The organism is Comamonas sp. F1-6 (assembly GCF_039581415.1).
GTDB classification, from domain to species: domain Bacteria; phylum Pseudomonadota; class Gammaproteobacteria; order Burkholderiales; family Burkholderiaceae_C; genus Comamonas; species Comamonas thiooxydans.
This window is the reverse complement of the sequence record NZ_JBCPWN010000002.1, coordinates 245,274-261,904: the sequence shown is the minus strand read 5'-3', so window position 1 is coordinate 261,904 and position 16,631 is coordinate 245,274. Positions and strand designations below refer to the sequence as shown.

Sequence of the window (16,631 nt, the reverse complement as noted above, 5' to 3'; positions counted from 1 at the left end):
CCTCTAGAAAGACTTTTGCATGAGCCTGCCACTCGACCATATCGTCATCGCGGTCCGGGACCTGGAGCACACGATTGCCGACTACCAGTCCCTGGGTTTCAACGTGCTGCGCGGCGGCGAGCACCCGGGCCGCTCCACGCACAACGCCCTGGTGGTCTTTGCCGACGGCGCCTATTTCGAACTCATTGCCTGGCGTGCGCCAGCGCCCGAGGAGCGCTGGTGGCAGCAGCTGCAGCAGCACGGCGAGGGGCTGGTCGACTTCGCGCTGCTGCCCTCCGAGACCGGCGCCGTGGTGGCGGCGGCCCAGGCGCGCGGCCTGAACTATGAAGCGCCTTATGAGGGCGGACGTCTGCGTCCCGATGGAGAGCAGCTGCGCTGGCGCAATGCACGCGCCCACAGCCAGGATCTGCCGTTTCTGTGCGGCGACCTGACGCCGCGTGCCTTGCGCGTGCCCGAAGGTCAGGCCCGGGTGCATCCCAATGGCGTGACCGGCGTGGCGCGCCTGGAAGTGGCGGTGAAGGACCTGCAGGCCAGCCTGGCGCGCTGGCGGGCATTGCTCGGCGAAGGCGTGGATGTCAGCGCGCTGCGGGTCTCGGCCGACGGCAGCACGCAGCAGGTATCGCTGGGTCTGGGCACCACCGAGCTGGTGCTGGCGGCACCCGTACAGGCTGCAGGCCTCCTGGCCCAAAGACTGGCCACTCGCGGCGAAGGACCTTATGCGGTCGTGCTGTCGGTGCCGCAGCAGGCGGTAGCAGGGGAACTGGACGAAGTTGCCACCCACGGGGTGCGCATTGAACTGACACTGCATTCCGGCAGCGAGCTGGAAACCGCCGCCGCCTAGGCCCAATAACAGGGGCGCTAGAATAGCGCCCCCGCTGACACCCATGCCCACTTCGGTGGGCGTTTTCGTTGCGGCCGCGTCAGCCTTTGCGGGCCGGCGCGGTGCAGCGCCGCCTTTCATGACCACAGCTCTCACGCCTGCCACTCTGGGCATCGATTTCGGAACCTCCAACTCTGCTGCTGCCTATCGTCTGCCTGGCAAGACCGCAACTTTGCTGCCTCTGGAAGGGGCTGCCACCGGCATGCCAACGGCGCTGTTCTTCAATACCGAAGAGCACAGCACGCATTTCGGCCGCGATGCCATGCAGCAGTATCTGGCGGGCGAGGAAGGGCGCCTGATGCGTTCGCTCAAAAGTCTGCTGGGCAGCAGCCTGTTGCTGGAAAAGACCGCGGTGCACGAGCAGCTCGTCAGCTACCAGGACATCATCGCGATCTTTCTCAAGCGTGTGGCCGATCAGGCACGCCAGGCGCTGGACGGTCGTCTGCCCGAGCGTGTGGTGCTGGGGCGTCCCGTGCATTTTGTCGACGAACACCCGGAGCGAGACCGCCAGGCTCAGGATGCCCTGGCCGCTGCGGCGCGCGCCGCTGGCCTGGGCGAAGTCAGCTTTCAGCTGGAGCCGATTGCGGCGGCGCTGGATTACGAGCAGCGCCTGAGCGAGGAGCAACTGGTGCTGGTGGTCGATATCGGCGGTGGCACCTCGGACTTCACGGTGGTGCGTCTGGGTCCGCAACAGGCCGGGCATGCCGACCGCACCGAGGACATTCTGGCCACCACCGGCGTGCATATCGGAGGCACGGATTTCGACCATCGCCTCAACGTGGCCCAGGTCATGCCCCTGCTGGGCTACAAGCACATCGGCCCCAGCGGGCGCGAGGTGCCCAGCAGCGTGTTCTTCGATCTCTCCACCTGGCATCTGATCCAGTGGCTGTACACGGCCAAAGCCCTGGCTTCGGCGCGCGGTCTCAAGAGCGATTACAGCGATCCGCAGCTGCACCAGCGCCTGATGAAGGTGCTGGATTGGCGCGAAGGCCATAGGCTGGCCGATGCGGTGGAGCAGGCCAAGATTGCAGCTTCGCAAAGCCATGCGGCCTCGGCCATAGCGCTGGACTGGCTGGAGCAAGACCTGCCGGCGGCCATCTCCCCGGAGGTTCTGCAGGAGCAGTTGCAGGCCTTGCTGCTGCAGGTCGTTGAATGTGCGCAGGACTGTGTGCGCCAGGCCGGCGTCGCGGCGCCAGACGCCATCTATCTCACCGGCGGCTCGTCGGCCCTGCGTACCCTGCGCGATGCGCTGCGCGTCGCTTTCCCCGATGTGCCGCAGGTCGAAGGTGACCTGTTTGGTGGCGTGGCAACCGGTCTGGCCTACGCTTGAGTCGCAACCAGGCTTCCCCAAACGGGGGCTGCGGGGCAGCCCTTGCCAGGCGTCTCTGGTTTGTACCGCGCCCGGTTGACGTAGTTATTCCTCTTCGGCGGCCCGCTTGAGTTCCAGCGCCCGGTCGTAGAGCGTGTTGCGACTGGCCCCAGTGATTTCGGCGGCCAGTTTCACGGCCGTCTTGGTCGGCAACTCGGCCAGCAGCAGCTTGAGCACACGCTCGGCCTCGCCCGATTCCTGCTGCACTGCCACGGGGTGCAGCACGATGGCGAACTCGCCCTTGATGCGCTGCGGCGAGGCCTGCAGCCAGGCTGCCAGCTCGTGGGCCGGCATGCTCGCGATGTCTTCAAACTGCTTGGTGATCTCGCGCGCCAGCGTGACGCGACGCTCGCCCAGCAGGGCCAGAGCCTGGGCCAGCTCGATGATGCGGTGCGGTGCTTCCAGCAGCACGGTGCAACGCGGCTGGTCGGCCAGCTTCTGCACGGCGGCCAGTCGTTCGGCATTCTTGGTGGGCAGGAAGCCGGCAAACAGAAAGCCGCCTTCGCCCTGTGCCGGCGTGACGGCGCCGGCCACGCTGATGGCCGATGTCACGCTGCTGGCGCCGGGCAGCGGAATGCTGCGCAGACCCACGGTCTGCAGCGCCGCGCACAGGCGCGCGCCCGGGTCGCTGACGCCGGGAGTGCCGGCATCGCTGACATAGGCGATGCGCTGGCCTTGCTGCAGGCGCTCGATCACCTGCTGGGCGGCTTCTGCCTCGTTGTGCTGGTGCACGGCCAGCAACTGGTTGCCGGGTCGGTCCAGCCCGTAGCTGCGCAGCAGGCCCTGGGTGTGGCGCGTGTCTTCGCAGGCGATGCAGTCCACGATCTGCAGTACATGCAGCGAGCGCAGGCTGATATCGGCCAGATTGCCAATCGGCGTCGCCACCACATACAGGGCTCCCTGCGGATAATGCTGGGAAGCGGCCGCGTCATGTGCGGCAGTCAGTGCAGAGGCGAAAGAGGTAGTCAATGGATTTCCTTGGAAAGCGGCCCAAGCCGGCGCAAAGCACAACCGCACGCGGGCAACAGGCCGAGGATGCCGCGTTGGCCCATTTGCAGACGCGGGGCCTGAAGCTTGTCGAGCGCAATTATCGGACGCCGGGCCGTGGTGGCGGCGAAATCGATTTGATCCTGCGTGACCGCGACGGGTCTTTGGTGTTCGTCGAAGTCCGCAGCCGCAACACCGAGCGCTTCGGCGGTGCCGGCGGCAGCATCGGCCGCCTCAAGCAGCAGCGCATCGTGCTGGCCGCCAGATACTATCTGATGAGGCTTGCGGCAGCGCCGCCATGCCGCTTTGATGTGGTGCTGGTCGACAGCTCCGGGAACCCGATGCGCATCGAGTGGCTCCAAGCGGCATTCGAGGCGCTTTAGTCGCCGCGTCATAGTTGTGCGCAACACTGATGCGCAAATAACGGTTTGCTACCAAAGAGATAACAGGTGGCGGGTATCATCGGGCCTCCATGCTAGAGCAACGAATTCAACAGCATTTCATCGACAGTGCCGACCTGAAGTACCAGGCCGCCCAGGCGCTGAGCCAACCTATTGCTTCTGCCGTACAGGCCATGCTGGCCTGTGTGACGGGCGGCGGCAAGGTGCTGGCCTGCGGTACGGGCGTTTCGGCCAGCGATGCCCAGTTATTTGCCTCCCTGTGCGTGACAGGGTTCGAGCGCGATCGTCCCGAGCTGGCGGCCGTGGCCCTGACTTCCGATGGCGGCCTGCTGGGCAGCGTGGGAGCTACGGGCTCGGGCGGCAATGCCAGCCAGTATCTGGCGCGTCAGGTGCGGGCGCTGGGGCAGCCCGGCGATCTGCTGCTGCTCATGTCGGTGACCGGCAACGACACGGCTGTGCTGGAGGCTCTTGAAGCCGCCCACGAGCGCGACATGATGGCCGTGGTGCTGACAGGCCGCACCGGCGGCAATCTGGCCACCGCCGTGCGCGAGACCGATGTACTGATCTGCGTGCCCCACGACCGTGCGGCGCGCGTGCGCGAAACCCATACCTTGATCCTGCACTGTCTGGCCGATGGTGTGGACTCTCAACTGCTTGGTGACCAGGAGATGCCTTTATGAAGTTGAAGTGGACCCGTGTTGCATGTGCGGCCCTGACTGTTGCCGCTCTGGGCGGTGCCTTGAGCGGTTGCGTGGCTCTGGTGGGCGGCGGTGCTGCCGTGGCGGGCATGTCGGCAGTGGACAGGCGTACCACCGGCACACAGGTTGAGGACCAGGGCATAGAGCTGCGTGCCGGCAATCGCATCAGCGAGGTGATGGGCGACAAGGCTCGCGTCAGCGCCACCAGCTACAACCGTGTGGTGTTGCTGACCGGCCAGGCAGGCAATGCGACGGACAAGGCGACCATCGAGAAGCTGGTGCGCGAACAATCCACCGTGCGTCAGGTCTATAACGAGATCGAGGTCGCGCCTTTCACGGCCACTCTGGGTCAGCGCTCCCAGGATTCTCTGATCACGACCAAGGTCAAGGCCAGTCTGGTCAACGCCAAGGACATTTCATCCTCGGCCATCAAGGTCGTGACCGAGAACAACGTGGTCTATCTGATGGGCATAGTTACGCCGCGTGAATCCAAGCGGGCTGCCGAGATCGCTCGTGGCGTCAACGATGTGAGCAAGGTTGTGCGCCTGTTTGAGGTCATCTCCGAAGATGAGCTGGCTGCAGCAACATCCAAGGCCGCCCCTGTGGTCGAGGATCGCTCCAGCATGAACTGAGGTGAGCGACGGTCACAAAAAAGCCGGACTCGAGTCCGGCTTTTTTCATGGCGCAGCGGCTCAGCGCAGGCGCTGGATCAGGCTGGAGGTATCCCAGCGATTGCCACCCATGGCCTGTACATCGGCATAGAACTGGTCCACCAGCGCGGTGACGGGCAGGCGTGCGCCATTGCGCTGGGCCTCGGCCAGCACCAGCCCCAGATCCTTGCGCATCCAGTCCACGGCAAAGCCGAAGTCGAACTTTCCCACGGCCATGGTCTTGCCGCGATTGTCCATTTGCCAGCTCTGGGCGGCTCCCTTGCCGATCACATCGAGGACTTTCTCAACGTCCAGGTCGGCACGAAGGCCAAAGGCAATGGCTTCGGACAGGCCCTGCACCACACTGGCCACGCAGATCTGATTGACCATCTTGGTCAGCTGACCGTTGCCGCAGGCGCCCATATAGGTGAAGGCGCGCGAGAAGGCGTCGGCCACCGGGGCCACCTGGTCGAACACATCCTGATCGCCGCCGCACATGACGGTGAGCTGGCCGTTGACCGCCCCGGCCTGACCGCCCGATACAGGGGCATCGATAAAGTGCAGGCCGCGTTTGCGTGCTTCTGCATACAACTCGCGTGCCACCTGGGCCGAGGCCGTGGTGTGATCGACAAAGATGGCGCCAGGCTCCATGCCTGCAAAGGCGCCGTCGTCGCCCAGCACAATGGAGCGCAGGTCGTCGTCGTTGCCCACGCAGGAGAAGACCATGCGTGCGCCCTTGACGGCTTCGCGGGGCGTGGCCGCATGGCTGCCGCCGGGGAATTCCTCGGTCCAGGCTTCGGCCTTGGCAGCCGTGCGGTTGTAGACCGTGACCTGATGGCCAGCCGCAGCCAGGTGCCCGGCCATGGGATAGCCCATGACACCCAGGCCCAGAAAGGCCACGGGAGTGGAAGCGCAAGCAGCGTAGCTGCGGGAGGCGATGGTGGCTGTGCTCATGAAATCCTCTAAGACTTGGTGCGAAACAGTTCGATCATGGTAGCGCCGGAGTGCATGGCCGTGGCTGACAGCAGGGGCCTGGGCGGCCCGCCACGCAGCAAAACCCGCGCGCTCCTCCTGTGGGAAGAGATGCCAGCGCCTTGGGCTTAGACGATGGTCAGGTGTTCGGTGCCGGCCGCCAGGTCCAGAGTCCGGGCACGCTGGCTGTTGAGCTTGATCTGCAGACGCAGGTCGTTGACCGAGTCTGCATTGCGCAGCGCGTCTTCATAGGTGATGAGATTGGACTCGAACAGGTCGAACAGCGCCTGGTCAAAGGTCTGCATGCCGATGTTGCGGCTTTTCTTCATGATCTCCTTGATCTCGACGACTTCGCCCTTGAAGATCAGGTCGGCGATCAGCGGCGAGTTGAGCATCACCTCGATGGCGGCGACACGGCCCTTGCTGTCCTGCTTGGGGATCAGGCGCTGGGAAATGATGGCCCGCAGATTCAGCGACACGTCCATCAGCAGTTGCGGACGGCGCTCTTCAGGGAAGAAGTTGACGATACGGTCCAGCGCCTGGTTGGCACTGTTGGCGTGCAGCGTGGCCAGACATAGATGCCCGGTTTCAGAGAACGCAATCGCGTGCTCCATGGTTTCGCGGTCACGGATTTCGCCCATCAGAATCACATCGGGCGCCTGGCGCAGCGTGTTCTTGAGCGCGGCTTCCCAGCTTTCAGTGTCCAGTCCCACCTCGCGTTGCGTGACCACGCAGTTCTTGTGCGGATGCACGAACTCCACGGGATCTTCCACGGTGATGATGTGGCCGAAGGAGTTTTCATTGCGCCAGTCCACCATGGCGGCCAGCGTGGTGGACTTGCCCGAACCTGTCGCGCCGACCAGGATGCACAGGCCGCGCTTGGTCATGGTCACTTCCTTGAGCACCTGCGGCACGCCCAGGCCGTCAATCGTGGGCAGGGTGCTGGGAATGGTACGCAGCACCATGCCGACCTTGCCCTGCTGCATGAAGGCGTTGACACGGAAGCGCCCCACACCGGCAGGCGAGATGGCGAAGTTGCACTCCTTGGTGTGTTCGAAGTCTGCCACCTGCCTGTCGTTCATGATGGAACGCGCCAGGGCCAGCGTATGCAACTGGTTCAGCGGCTGGGGCGAGACCTTGGTGACTTTGCCGTCAATCTTGATGGCGGGCGGAAACTCTGCAGTGATGAACAGGTCGCTGCCGTTGCGGCTGACCATGAGCTTGAGCAGATCGTTGATGAATTTACTGGCCTGATCGCGTTCCATGATCGTTCCTTGAGGCAGCGTCAAAATTGGCAGAGCCCAAGTGAGAGACGCCGAGCAAGAGCCGCCTCGCGGCGAGGGCGTCGTCCCCCTGGGGGGAAGCGGCAAAGCCGCTCAGGGGGGAGGCATCATCCAGGAAAATTCTCGGGAATCTTCGCCTTGCTGCGCGCTTCGGCAGGACTGATGAGGTTGCGGCGCACCAGATCGGTCAGGTTCTGGTCCAGAGTCTGCATGCCCATGTTCTGGCTGGTCTGAATGGTGGAGTACATCTGTGCCACCTTGGCTTCTCGGATCAGGTTTCGGATGGCGGGCGTGCCCAGCATGATCTCGTGTGCGGCCACACGGCCCTGGCCGTCCTTGGTCTTGCACAGCGTCTGCGAGATCACGGCCTGCAGCGACTCGGACAGCATGGCGCGCACCATTTCCTTTTCCTCGGCCGGGAAGACGTCGATGATACGGTCGATGGTCTTGGCGGCCGACGAGGTGTGCAGCGTGCCGAACACCAGGTGACCGGTTTCGGCCGCCGTCATGGCCAGACGGATGGTTTCCAGGTCCCGCATTTCGCCGACCAGGATCGCGTCCGGGTCTTCACGCAGCGCGGACTTCAGCGCTGCCGCAAACGACAGCGTCATGGGGCCGACTTCGCGCTGGTTGATTAGGCATTTCTTGGACTCGTGCACGAATTCGATGGGGTCTTCCACCGTCAGGATGTGGCCGTACTCGGTCTCGTTGAGATAGTTGACCATGGCGGCCAGCGTGGTGGACTTGCCCGAACCCGTGGGACCGGTCACCAGCACCAGACCACGTGGCTTCAGGGCCAGGTCGGCGAAGATCTTGGGAGCGTTGAGCTGCTCCAGTGTCAGGATCTTGCTGGGAATGGTACGGAACACGGCCGCCGCGCCGCGGTTCTGGTTGAAGGCATTGACACGAAACCGGGCCAGGCCTTCAATCTCGAACGAAAAGTCCACTTCCAGAAACTCTTCGTACTGCTTGCGCTGGGCATCGCTCATGATGTCGTAGACCATGGCGTGCACGGTCTTGTGGTCCAGCGGATCGATGTTGATGCGGCGCACATCGCCGTGGACGCGAATCATGGGGGGCAGGCCTGCCGACAAATGCAAGTCCGAAGCCTTGTTCTTGACACTGAATGCCAGCAATTGCGTGATATCCACGGAGATCCCTCTCTGGTTTGATACTCTGGCGCCAATTATGACGACGATTGAAAACAATCTGGGGCAGATTCATGCCCGCATGGCAGCCGCTTGCGCCAGTGCAAGCCGGCCCGTGACATCGGTGCAGCTGCTGGCCGTTTCCAAGACCTTTGGGGCGGATGCGGTGCGCGAGGCGGTGCTGGCCGGCCAGCGCAGCTTTGGCGAGAACTATATCCAGGAGGCCGTGGAGAAAATTGCCGCGGTGCGCGCCATGCAGCTGGCGGGCGGCGAAGCGCTGCAGTGGCATTGCATAGGCCCCATTCAGAGCAACAAGACGCGGCTGGTGGCCGAGAATTTCGACTGGGCTCAGACCGTGGACCGGCTCAAGATCGCCGAGCGCCTTTCGGCCCAGCGTCCGCATGGCATGGCACGGCTCAATGTCTGCATCCAGGTCAATGTGGATGGCGGCACCACCAAGTCCGGCGTCATGGCCGAGCAAGCCCTGGAGCTGGCCCAAGCCATGGTGAAACTGCCCAATCTGCAGCTGCGCGGCATCATGAGCATTCCTGACGATGCCCCTGATTTCGAGGCGCAATGCGCAGTTCACAAAAAGGCCAGAGCTGTTTTTGAGTCCATCAAGGCCAGCGGTCTCGCGGGGCTGGAGCATTTCGACACGCTGTCCATGGGCATGACCGGCGATCTGGAAGCCGCCGTGGCAGCAGGCAGCACCATGGTGCGCGTGGGCAGCGGAGTGTTTGGGAAGCGGAGCTACACCCCCTGAGCGGCTGCGCCGCTTCCCCCTCTCTCTACGCGCTGCGCGCTAGGGGAGGGGGACGACACCCTCGGTGCGGGGCGGCCCTTCCCTGGTGTCTCTGCGTTGGTCCGCGCTGGTATCAGACCGCTTAGGCCATGCCATACCGCACAGGAGATTGTGCTCAAGGTCGCTTCATCTGGCACTCCGTGGGTAGATCAAGCTGCTGGGCGGAATAGACGGCATCGGTTCTGAAGCCGTAGTTCGTGCCTTCCCAGCCGGTCTTGACCAGCTTGCCGTCCACGGGGGCGATGGTGTTGACGACCTGGGGCAGCAGCAACTGGTGGTCCTTGCCGCGCATCTTGACGGGGCCGAAGACGGTGTCCATGGACATGTCCTCCATGGCCTTGGCAATTTTCACGGGCTCGGTGGACTGGGCCTTGGCCATGGCAGCGGCCAGCATGCGCGGCACAAGATCCATGCGCGGGGCCAGAAAGTCCTGGTTCATCCTGGCCTTGTACTCCTTGGCCCGGACATCGGCCTGAGCACGGTCGGCCATGCCGGGATGCCATTCCGCGACCCAGGTCACCTGGCCTATCTTTGCCTGGGAAATCGAGGTCACGGTGCCCGGAAAGCCGCCAGCGCTGTGGTTGAAGTAGCGCAGGTTGTAGCCCGAGTCGCCGGCGGACTTGAGCAGCAGAGCCAGGTCCTGGCCCCAGTTGCCGGTGATGACGGAATCGGTGCCGACTTCCTTGATCTTGGCCACATAGGGTGCAAAGTCCTTGATGCGGCCCATGGGGTGCAGGGTCTCGCCGACAAACTGGATATCCGGGCTTGCCTTGCCGACCATGCTGCGCCCGAAGCTGGCCCATTGCTTGCCATGGGCATAGTCCTGGTTGAGCAGAAAGACTTTGCGGATCTCGGGCTGGGTCTTGATGTAGTTGGCAATGGCCTGCATGCGCATGGCAGTGTTGGCATCGAACATGAAATGCCAGAAGCTGCAGGACTTGCCGGTCAGCTCGGGATCGATGGAGCTGTGGTTGAGTATCAGCACCTCCTTGCCCGGGTTGCGCTGGTTGTAGCGCGATGCCGCCTGCACCAGGGCCGTGACCACCGATGAGCCCGAGCCCCCCGTCACCACCACGCGTGCGCCCTGATCAATGGCGGCCTGCAGCGCGCTCTGGCTCTCCTGGGCCGAGAGCTTGCTGTCGAACTGCAGCAGCTGGAACTTGGCGCCGTTGTAGAGGCCGCCCTTGGCATTCACGTCATCGACAGCGTAGAGCACATGGTTGCGCATGACTTCCCCCACATTGGCAAACGGGCCGGAGAGCGGGTCGATGAATGCAATCTTGAACGGCTCTGCCGTCTGGGCGGATACGGTGCCGGCACACAGGCTGGCAGCCAGCGCAAGGGCTGAGAAGCGAACTGACATGGTTTTGTCTCCAGGAGTTGGAATGGCGCCTTGGCCTTCGAGGCTCTCAGCTGGCGCTGTTGGTGGTGGATGAAGCGCTCTTGCGGCGCCTGGGGGGCGAAGGGTTCTGCGCTGCCGGCGCCGGTGCGGCTCTGGCCGCGCGTTTGCGCGCAGGGGCCGCAGCAGTGCGCAGGCCCAGTACGCGCGAGGCCAGATCGGTGAGCTCGACCACCATCTCGGCCGGGCCCAGCTTGCCGTCAGGCTGATACCAGTTGTAGAGAAAGCCGGGCAGACTGCAGGCCGCCTGGGCGGTAATGCGGGTGTCGCGGAAATCGAAATGCCCGCTGGCGCGGCCTTCGTCGAGCAGGGCGCAGAACTGCTTGTAGAACTGCTGGGCCACATTGCGCGATGCCTTGAGATAGGCGGGGCTGAAGGCCTGTGGCTCGCGGTAGGGGAAGAAGCCCGCAGGGTAGTGCGCAATGGTGGCAGCAATCAGACGCTGCAGGCCGTCAATGGCTTTTTCATGCGCGGGGCGCGGGTCGTCGGCTGCAAAGTCCAGCACCGTGAAGCAGGCCTCGGTCGGTGCCCAGCACAGGGTTTCGAAGATCTCCTGCTTGTTGCGGAAGTAGTAGTAGACAAATGGCTTGGTCACGCCCAGCGCCTGCACGATCTGCTCGATGGTGGTGTTGGCATAGCCATAGCGGTCGAACAGGGCTTCGGCGGCCTTGAGAATGCGCTCGCGTTTCTCGTCGGAGCCGGCGGTGGGCAGGCGCTGGCGGCCGCGCGGCGCCACGGGCGCAGCCGGCTTTTTTTCGGTCTTTCTGGACGTGGCGGGCATGAGGGTTTGCGTGTGTCGCATTCGTTATACCAATGGGTAGCATTGTTCTACCGGCAGGTATACATTGACAAGACTCCGAGCAGCAGATTGCCCTAAGGCAATCCCTGAGAAAGCTCGCAAGTGGCGCAGCTGCCCGGTCTACACGAGACACCCAGGAGACAACCATGGCTGAATCCGAAATCCTCATTCCCTTGCATGAGGCCTTGCGCCGCAATGCGCGCCAGCATCCCGAGCGCGATGCCTATATCTGGTACGGACAGCACATCAGCTGGCGCCAGGTGGATGAGGCCAGCGATGCCGTGGCCGCCCATCTGCAGCAACTGGGCGTGAAGCCGGGCGAACCCGTCGCCCTGTTCATGAACAACTGCCCGCAGTACATCGTTGCCCACTACGCGGTGCAGAAGATCGGCGCCATAGTCTGCCCCTGCGGGCCGCTGAACAAGGAGCATGAACTCGAATATCAGCTCAATGATCTGCAGGCCAGGGTCATCATTGCGGCCGATGTGCTGCTGCCCGTGGTCGACAAGGTGCGCGGAGGCACGGCGCTGCAGCATGTGCTGGCCGTGCGCTACGGCGACTGGCTGCCCGCCAGAGCCACGCTGCCCCTGCCCGCCGAACTGCAGGCCCCCGTGCAGCCGCTGCCCGGCAATGTGATGTCGTTCTGGGATCTCATGCACAGCGGCGCCAGGCCTTCACATGTCGAGGTGGACATGGACGAGGTGGCCCTGATGACCTATACCTCGGGCACCACCGGCCTGCCCAAGGGCGCCATGCTGAGCTTCGGCGCGGCCGCATACAAGACGGCCGGCGCGTCCCGGGTGACCGGGGTCAGCGCCGAGGACGTATTGCTGGCCGTAGCGCCGCTCTATCACATCGCCGGCATGTCCATGGGGGTGAACATGCCCGTGCATTCGGGGGCACCCTGCGTGCTGCTGCATCGCTTCGATCCACTGGCCGTGGCGCAGGCGCTGGAGCGCTATCGCGTCAGCTGGTGGTACAGCATCGCGCCCATGAATGTGGCGCTGATGCAGGTGCCCGGCGTGGAGAAGATGGATTTCAGCGCGCTGCGCCGCAACACCGTCACCAGCTTCGGCATCACCTATACCGAGGAACTGGCGAAGCAATGGCGCAGGTTCGCACCCAATGCCATCTCCAGCGAGGCGGCCTACGGCCTGTCAGAAACCCACACCATGGATACCTTTATGCCCGGCGATGCCATTCGTTGGGGCACGCATGGCAAGCCCGCGCCGGGCAACGAAATCCGGGTGATAGATCCGGAGACCGGCGCGCCGCTGGCCGCAGGCGAGGTGGGCGAGATCATCATTCGCGGCCCGGGCAACTTCAAGGGCTACTGGAACAAGCCCGAGGCCACGGCCAAGACGCTCAAGAACGGCTGGGTGCATACCGGCGACATGGGCAGGTTCGATGCCGACGGCTATCTGACCTTCATCGGCCGCTTCAAGGAAATGATCAAGGTTTCGGGCTACAGCGTGTTCCCCGAGGAGGTGGAGACAATTCTGATCAAGCATCCGGCCATCGCCCAGGCGGCCGTGATCGGTGTTGCCGATGCTCAGAAAGGCGAGGTCGTGCGCGCCTTCATCGTGCGCAAGCCGGGGCAGAGCCTGGAAGCGGACGGGCTGCTGGCCTGGAGCAAGGAAAACATGGCCAGCTACAAGGCGCCGCGCGAGGTGCGCTTCATCGATGCGCTACCGGCCACGGGCGCAGGAAAGGTGCTGCGCCGTTTGCTGCGAGATATTCCCTGATTTTTTGCATCAAAAGTGATTGTGATCATTGATTGGTGAGCGCTAAAAGCTATTAAAACGAGAGTCCTATGTTCAAGAAAGTCCTGATCGCCAACCGCGGTGAAATCGCGCTGCGCATCATCCGTGCGCTGCAGGAGCTGGGCATTGCCAGCCTGGCGGTGTACGCCGCCGACGATGCGGAGGCCCCACATGTGCAGGCCGCAGACGAGGCGCTGGCACTGGGCGCCAGCGGCCCGGCTGCCTATCTCGATGGCGCGCAGCTGCTTCGGATCGCGCAGCAGCACGGTTGCGATGCGCTGCACCCGGGCTATGGCTTTCTCAGCGAAAACGCGGACTTTGCGCGCGCCTGTGCGGCAGCGGGGCTGCGCTTCATCGGCCCGACGCCCGAGCAACTGGCGCTGCTTGGCGACAAGGCCAGGGCCCGCGCGCTGGCGCAGCAATGCGGCGTGCCCCTGATGCCCGGCAGCACCGAGGCCGTGACGCTGGAGCAGGCACAGCAGTTCTTTGCGCGGCAGCAGGCCGATGGGGCCAGCGGCATCATGATCAAGGCCATTGGCGGCGGCGGCGGGCGCGGCATGCGTGCGGTCACCGAGGCTGGCGAGGTGGCGGCCGCCTACCAGCGCTGCCGCAGCGAGGCCCAGGCAGCCTTTGGCGTGGACGGCGTCTATGTCGAGCGGCTGATGAGCGGCGCGCGCCATATCGAGATCCAGCTGCTGGGTGACGGCAGCGAATGGCCGATGGCGCTGGGCGAGCGCGAATGCACGCTGCAGCGGCGCTTTCAGAAGCTGGTGGAGATTGCGCCCAGCCCGAGCCTGACGCAGCCGCTGCGCGAGCGCATCACCGAGGATGCGCTGCGCATGGCAGCCAGGCTGCGCTACGAAAGCCTGGGCACATTCGAGTTCCTGGTCGATCTGCATTCCGAGTCCCTGCCCTATGTGTTCATCGAGGCCAACCCGCGCCTGCAGGTGGAGCACACGATTACCGAAGAAGTCTTTGGCGTCGATCTGGTGCAGGCCCAGATCCGCATTGCGGCGGGCGAGCATTTTGCCGACCTGGGCCTGAATGTGAATGCACCGCCCCGGCCGCGCGGCTATGCCATGCAGTGGCGCATCAATGCCGAAACCCTCGATGCCCAGGGCAACTCCCGCCCCGGCAGCGGCCGCATTGCCGAGCTGCACTGGCCGCAAGGCCCCGGCATACGCCTGGACAGCCATGCGCAGCAGGGTGCCAGCCCGTCGCCGCATTACGACACCTTGCTGGCCAAGCTCGTCGTGCACAGCAACGCGCCGCGTTTTGAGGATGTGCTGCGCCGCTCCCGGCGCGCGCTGGCCGACTGCCGCATCGTGGGCCTGGCCACCGATCTGCCGCTGCTGAAGGCCCTGGCCCAGCGGCCCGAGATGCTGGAGCAGACCGTGCACACGCGCTGGCTCGAAGAGGTCCTGCCGCAGCTGGTAGAAGCTGCAGAAAAGATAGCTTCAAGCGCAAGTCATTCAATGAATTCAGATGCTTTTAAGTCTGAAAGCAATGTATTGCAAGAGCAGAAAGCTCCTGAAAATGCAGTGCTGGCTCCCATGCCGGCCAGGGTCGTGCAGTGGTCTGTTGCGGTGGGTGAGACGGTGGCCAAGGGCGCCGAGCTGGGCATTCTCGAAGCCATGAAGATGCAGCATGTGTTGTTCGCGCAGGCTGCGGGCCGGGTCCAGGCGTTGCTGGCGGAGGCCGGCAGCTATGTGGCGCAGGACCAGGCCCTGCTGGTGCTCGCGCCCGTTCAGGGCGATGCAGCGCATGCCGAGGTGGTGCCGCGGCGGCAGGACCCGGGCCACATCCGGGCCGATCTGCAGCGCGTCAGGGATCGCCATGGCTTCACGCTCGATGCAGCGCGGCCCGAGGCCATGGCCAGGCGCCATGCCCAGGGCAGCCGCAGCGCGCGCGAGAACATTGCCGATCTCTGCGATGAAGGCAGCTTCATCGAGTACGGCGCGCTGGCGATTGCCGCGCAGACACGCAGGCGCAGCCTCGACGATCTGGTAGCTAACACGCCGGCCGACGGCATGGTCACGGGCATGGGCTCCATCAATGCCGCGCAGTTCGGCGCGGAGCGGTCGCGCGCCGTGGTCATGTCCTATGACGCCACGGTGCTGGCGGGCACCCAGGGGGCGCGCAATCACGCCAAGACCGACCGCATGCTGGGCATCGCGCTGCAGCAGAAACTGCCCGTGGTGCTGTTTGCCGAAGGCGGCGGGGGCAGGCCCGGCGATACCGACACACCCGTGGTCGCGGGCCTGCATGTGCATACCTTCGCGGCCTATGCGGCGCTCTCGGGTCAGGTGCCCGTGGTGGGTATCACCCATGGCCGCTGCTTTGCGGGCAATGCGGCGCTGCTGGGTTGCAGCGATGTGATCATCGCCACGCGCAGCAGCAATATCGGCATGGGCGGACCGGCCATGATCGAGGGCGGCGGCCTGGGTGTCTTCCGTCCGGAGGAAGTCGGCCCCGCCAGCGTGCAGCATGCGAATGGCGTGATCGATATCCTGGTCGACGACGAGGCCCAGGCCGTGGCCGCGGCCAGGCACTATCTGTCCTTCTTCCAGGGGCGGGTCGAGCAATGGTCCGAGCCCGATCAGCGTCTGCTGCGCCAGGTCGTGCCCGAGAACCGCCTGCGTGCCTACGATACGCGCGCAGCCATGGCCGGGTTGGTGGACGAGGGCAGCCTGCTGATGCTGAGAACCGGCTTCGGCGCCGGCATCCACACGGCGCTGGCGCGCATCGAGGGGCGGCCCGTGGGACTGATAGCCAACAACCCGGGCCATCTGGGCGGCGCCATCGATGCCGATGCGGCCGACAAGGCGGCGCGTTTCATGCAGTTGTGCAATGCCCACGGCATCGCCATCGTCAGCCTGGTCGATACGCCCGGCTTCATGGTCGGGCCGGAGATCGAGAAAACCGCCCAGGTGCGCCATGTCAGCCGGCTGTTCGTCATGGCGGCCAAGCTGCGCGTCCCATACTTCAGCGTGGTGCTGCGCAAGGGCTATGGCCTGGGCGCCATGGGCATGACGGCGGGCAGCTTTCATGCGCCCATCTTCAATGTGGCCTGGCCCACGGGCGAGTTCGGCGCCATGGGCCTGGAAGGGGCTGTGCGGCTGGGCTTTCGCAAGGAGCTCGAAGCCCTGCCCGAGGGCGCGCAGCGCGAGGCGTTGTTCCAGAAGCTGCTGGCCCAGCAATACGCACATGGCGAGGCCATGCACATGGCGGCCACGCTGGAAGTCGATGCCGTCATCGACCCTGCGGAGACCCGCGCCTGGCTGGTGCGCGGCCTGGCCGGTGCGCGACTGCGCGAGGAAGGCGGCCGCTTTGTGGACACATGGTAAACGCTGATGGGGGCATCGAGATTTCAGCGTTTAATCGGTTGAAATCTCCGATGTGCAAAGCGCTTGCAGCTCATGTTTTTGATATGAACTGCATACGCAAAACCATATTCCGGCTCATGCTAAGCTGAATGTC

At 64.4% G+C, this 16,631-nt stretch carries 14 protein-coding genes; 8 read left to right on the top strand and 6 right to left on the bottom strand.

Features of this window, described 5'->3' with window-relative positions:
* Positions 1-19 precede the first annotated feature (19 nt).
* Entirely contained in the window at positions 20-841 is an 822-nt protein-coding gene (locus AAIL66_RS03410) for a VOC family protein (RefSeq protein ID WP_343496011.1), read from the top strand.
* 118 nt (positions 842-959) lie between these two features.
* The gene (locus AAIL66_RS03405; RefSeq protein WP_343496010.1) at positions 960-2,210 is read left to right on the top strand and encodes an Hsp70 family protein; all 1,251 of its coding nucleotides are present in this window, start codon (positions 960-962) and stop codon (positions 2,208-2,210) included.
* Between the two features lie 84 nt (positions 2,211-2,294).
* On the opposite strand, the gene rsmI is transcribed toward AAIL66_RS03405, so the two are convergent.
* Positions 2,295-3,218, bottom strand: a complete 924-nt coding sequence (gene rsmI, locus AAIL66_RS03400; protein ID WP_343496009.1) for a 16S rRNA (cytidine(1402)-2'-O)-methyltransferase — start codon at positions 3,216-3,218, stop codon at positions 2,295-2,297.
* Here rsmI and AAIL66_RS03395 point away from each other — a divergent pair.
* The 3 genes from AAIL66_RS03395 to AAIL66_RS03385 all read left to right on the top strand — a co-directional run bounded on the left by AAIL66_RS03395 (position 3,218) and on the right by AAIL66_RS03385 (position 4,967).
* Entirely contained in the window at positions 3,218-3,619 is a 402-nt protein-coding gene (locus AAIL66_RS03395) for a YraN family protein (protein WP_034354994.1), read from the top strand. The genes rsmI and AAIL66_RS03395 overlap by 1 nt on opposite strands.
* Before the next feature lie 89 nt (positions 3,620-3,708).
* Positions 3,709-4,317 (top strand): SIS domain-containing protein, encoded by a 609-nt coding sequence (locus tag AAIL66_RS03390; RefSeq protein WP_003068456.1) that lies wholly within the window; start codon positions 3,709-3,711, stop codon positions 4,315-4,317.
* Positions 4,314-4,967 carry a BON domain-containing protein gene (locus AAIL66_RS03385; protein ID WP_003068458.1) on the top strand — a complete coding sequence of 218 codons (654 nt, stop codon included), beginning with the start codon at positions 4,314-4,316 and terminating at the stop codon, positions 4,965-4,967. Before AAIL66_RS03390 ends, AAIL66_RS03385 begins: the two co-directional genes overlap by 4 nt.
* Positions 4,968-5,027: 60 nt before the next feature.
* Here the strand turns inward: AAIL66_RS03385 and AAIL66_RS03380 are convergent, their stop codons facing one another.
* From AAIL66_RS03380 to AAIL66_RS03370, 3 genes are all read right to left on the bottom strand, one after another.
* On the bottom strand, positions 5,028-5,939 hold the full coding sequence (locus tag AAIL66_RS03380; protein WP_034354990.1) for an NAD(P)-dependent oxidoreductase: 912 nt from the start codon (positions 5,937-5,939) through the stop codon (positions 5,028-5,030).
* A gap of 146 nt (positions 5,940-6,085) precedes the next feature.
* Entirely contained in the window at positions 6,086-7,222 is a 1,137-nt protein-coding gene (locus AAIL66_RS03375; protein ID WP_003068462.1) for a PilT/PilU family type 4a pilus ATPase, read from the bottom strand.
* A 125-nt stretch (positions 7,223-7,347) separates the two neighbouring features.
* Positions 7,348-8,391: a type IV pilus twitching motility protein PilT gene (locus tag AAIL66_RS03370; RefSeq protein WP_003068464.1), complete on the bottom strand. Its 1,044-nt coding sequence runs from the start codon at positions 8,389-8,391 to the stop codon at positions 7,348-7,350.
* Between the two features lie 37 nt (positions 8,392-8,428).
* Between AAIL66_RS03370 and AAIL66_RS03365 the strand changes: the two genes are divergently transcribed.
* Positions 8,429-9,151, top strand: a complete 723-nt coding sequence (locus AAIL66_RS03365; protein WP_343496008.1) for a YggS family pyridoxal phosphate-dependent enzyme — start codon at positions 8,429-8,431, stop codon at positions 9,149-9,151.
* A gap of 154 nt (positions 9,152-9,305) precedes the next feature.
* Here the strand turns inward: AAIL66_RS03365 and AAIL66_RS03360 are convergent, their stop codons facing one another.
* Positions 9,306-10,553, bottom strand: coding sequence for a branched-chain amino acid ABC transporter substrate-binding protein (locus AAIL66_RS03360; RefSeq protein ID WP_343484077.1), 1,248 nt, complete (start codon positions 10,551-10,553; stop codon positions 9,306-9,308).
* Positions 10,554-10,599: 46 nt separating this feature from the next.
* The gene (locus AAIL66_RS03355; protein WP_052057603.1) at positions 10,600-11,370 is read right to left on the bottom strand and encodes a TetR/AcrR family transcriptional regulator; all 771 of its coding nucleotides are present in this window, start codon (positions 11,368-11,370) and stop codon (positions 10,600-10,602) included.
* Between the two features lie 164 nt (positions 11,371-11,534).
* On the opposite strand from AAIL66_RS03355, the gene AAIL66_RS03350 reads away from it, so the two are divergent.
* Positions 11,535-13,133, top strand: a complete 1,599-nt coding sequence (locus tag AAIL66_RS03350; protein ID WP_343496007.1) for an AMP-binding protein — start codon at positions 11,535-11,537, stop codon at positions 13,131-13,133.
* Positions 13,134-13,201: 68 nt separating this feature from the next.
* Positions 13,202-16,498, top strand: a complete 3,297-nt coding sequence (locus AAIL66_RS03345) for a carboxyl transferase domain-containing protein (RefSeq protein ID WP_343496006.1) — start codon at positions 13,202-13,204, stop codon at positions 16,496-16,498.
* Positions 16,499-16,631 lie beyond the last annotated feature (133 nt).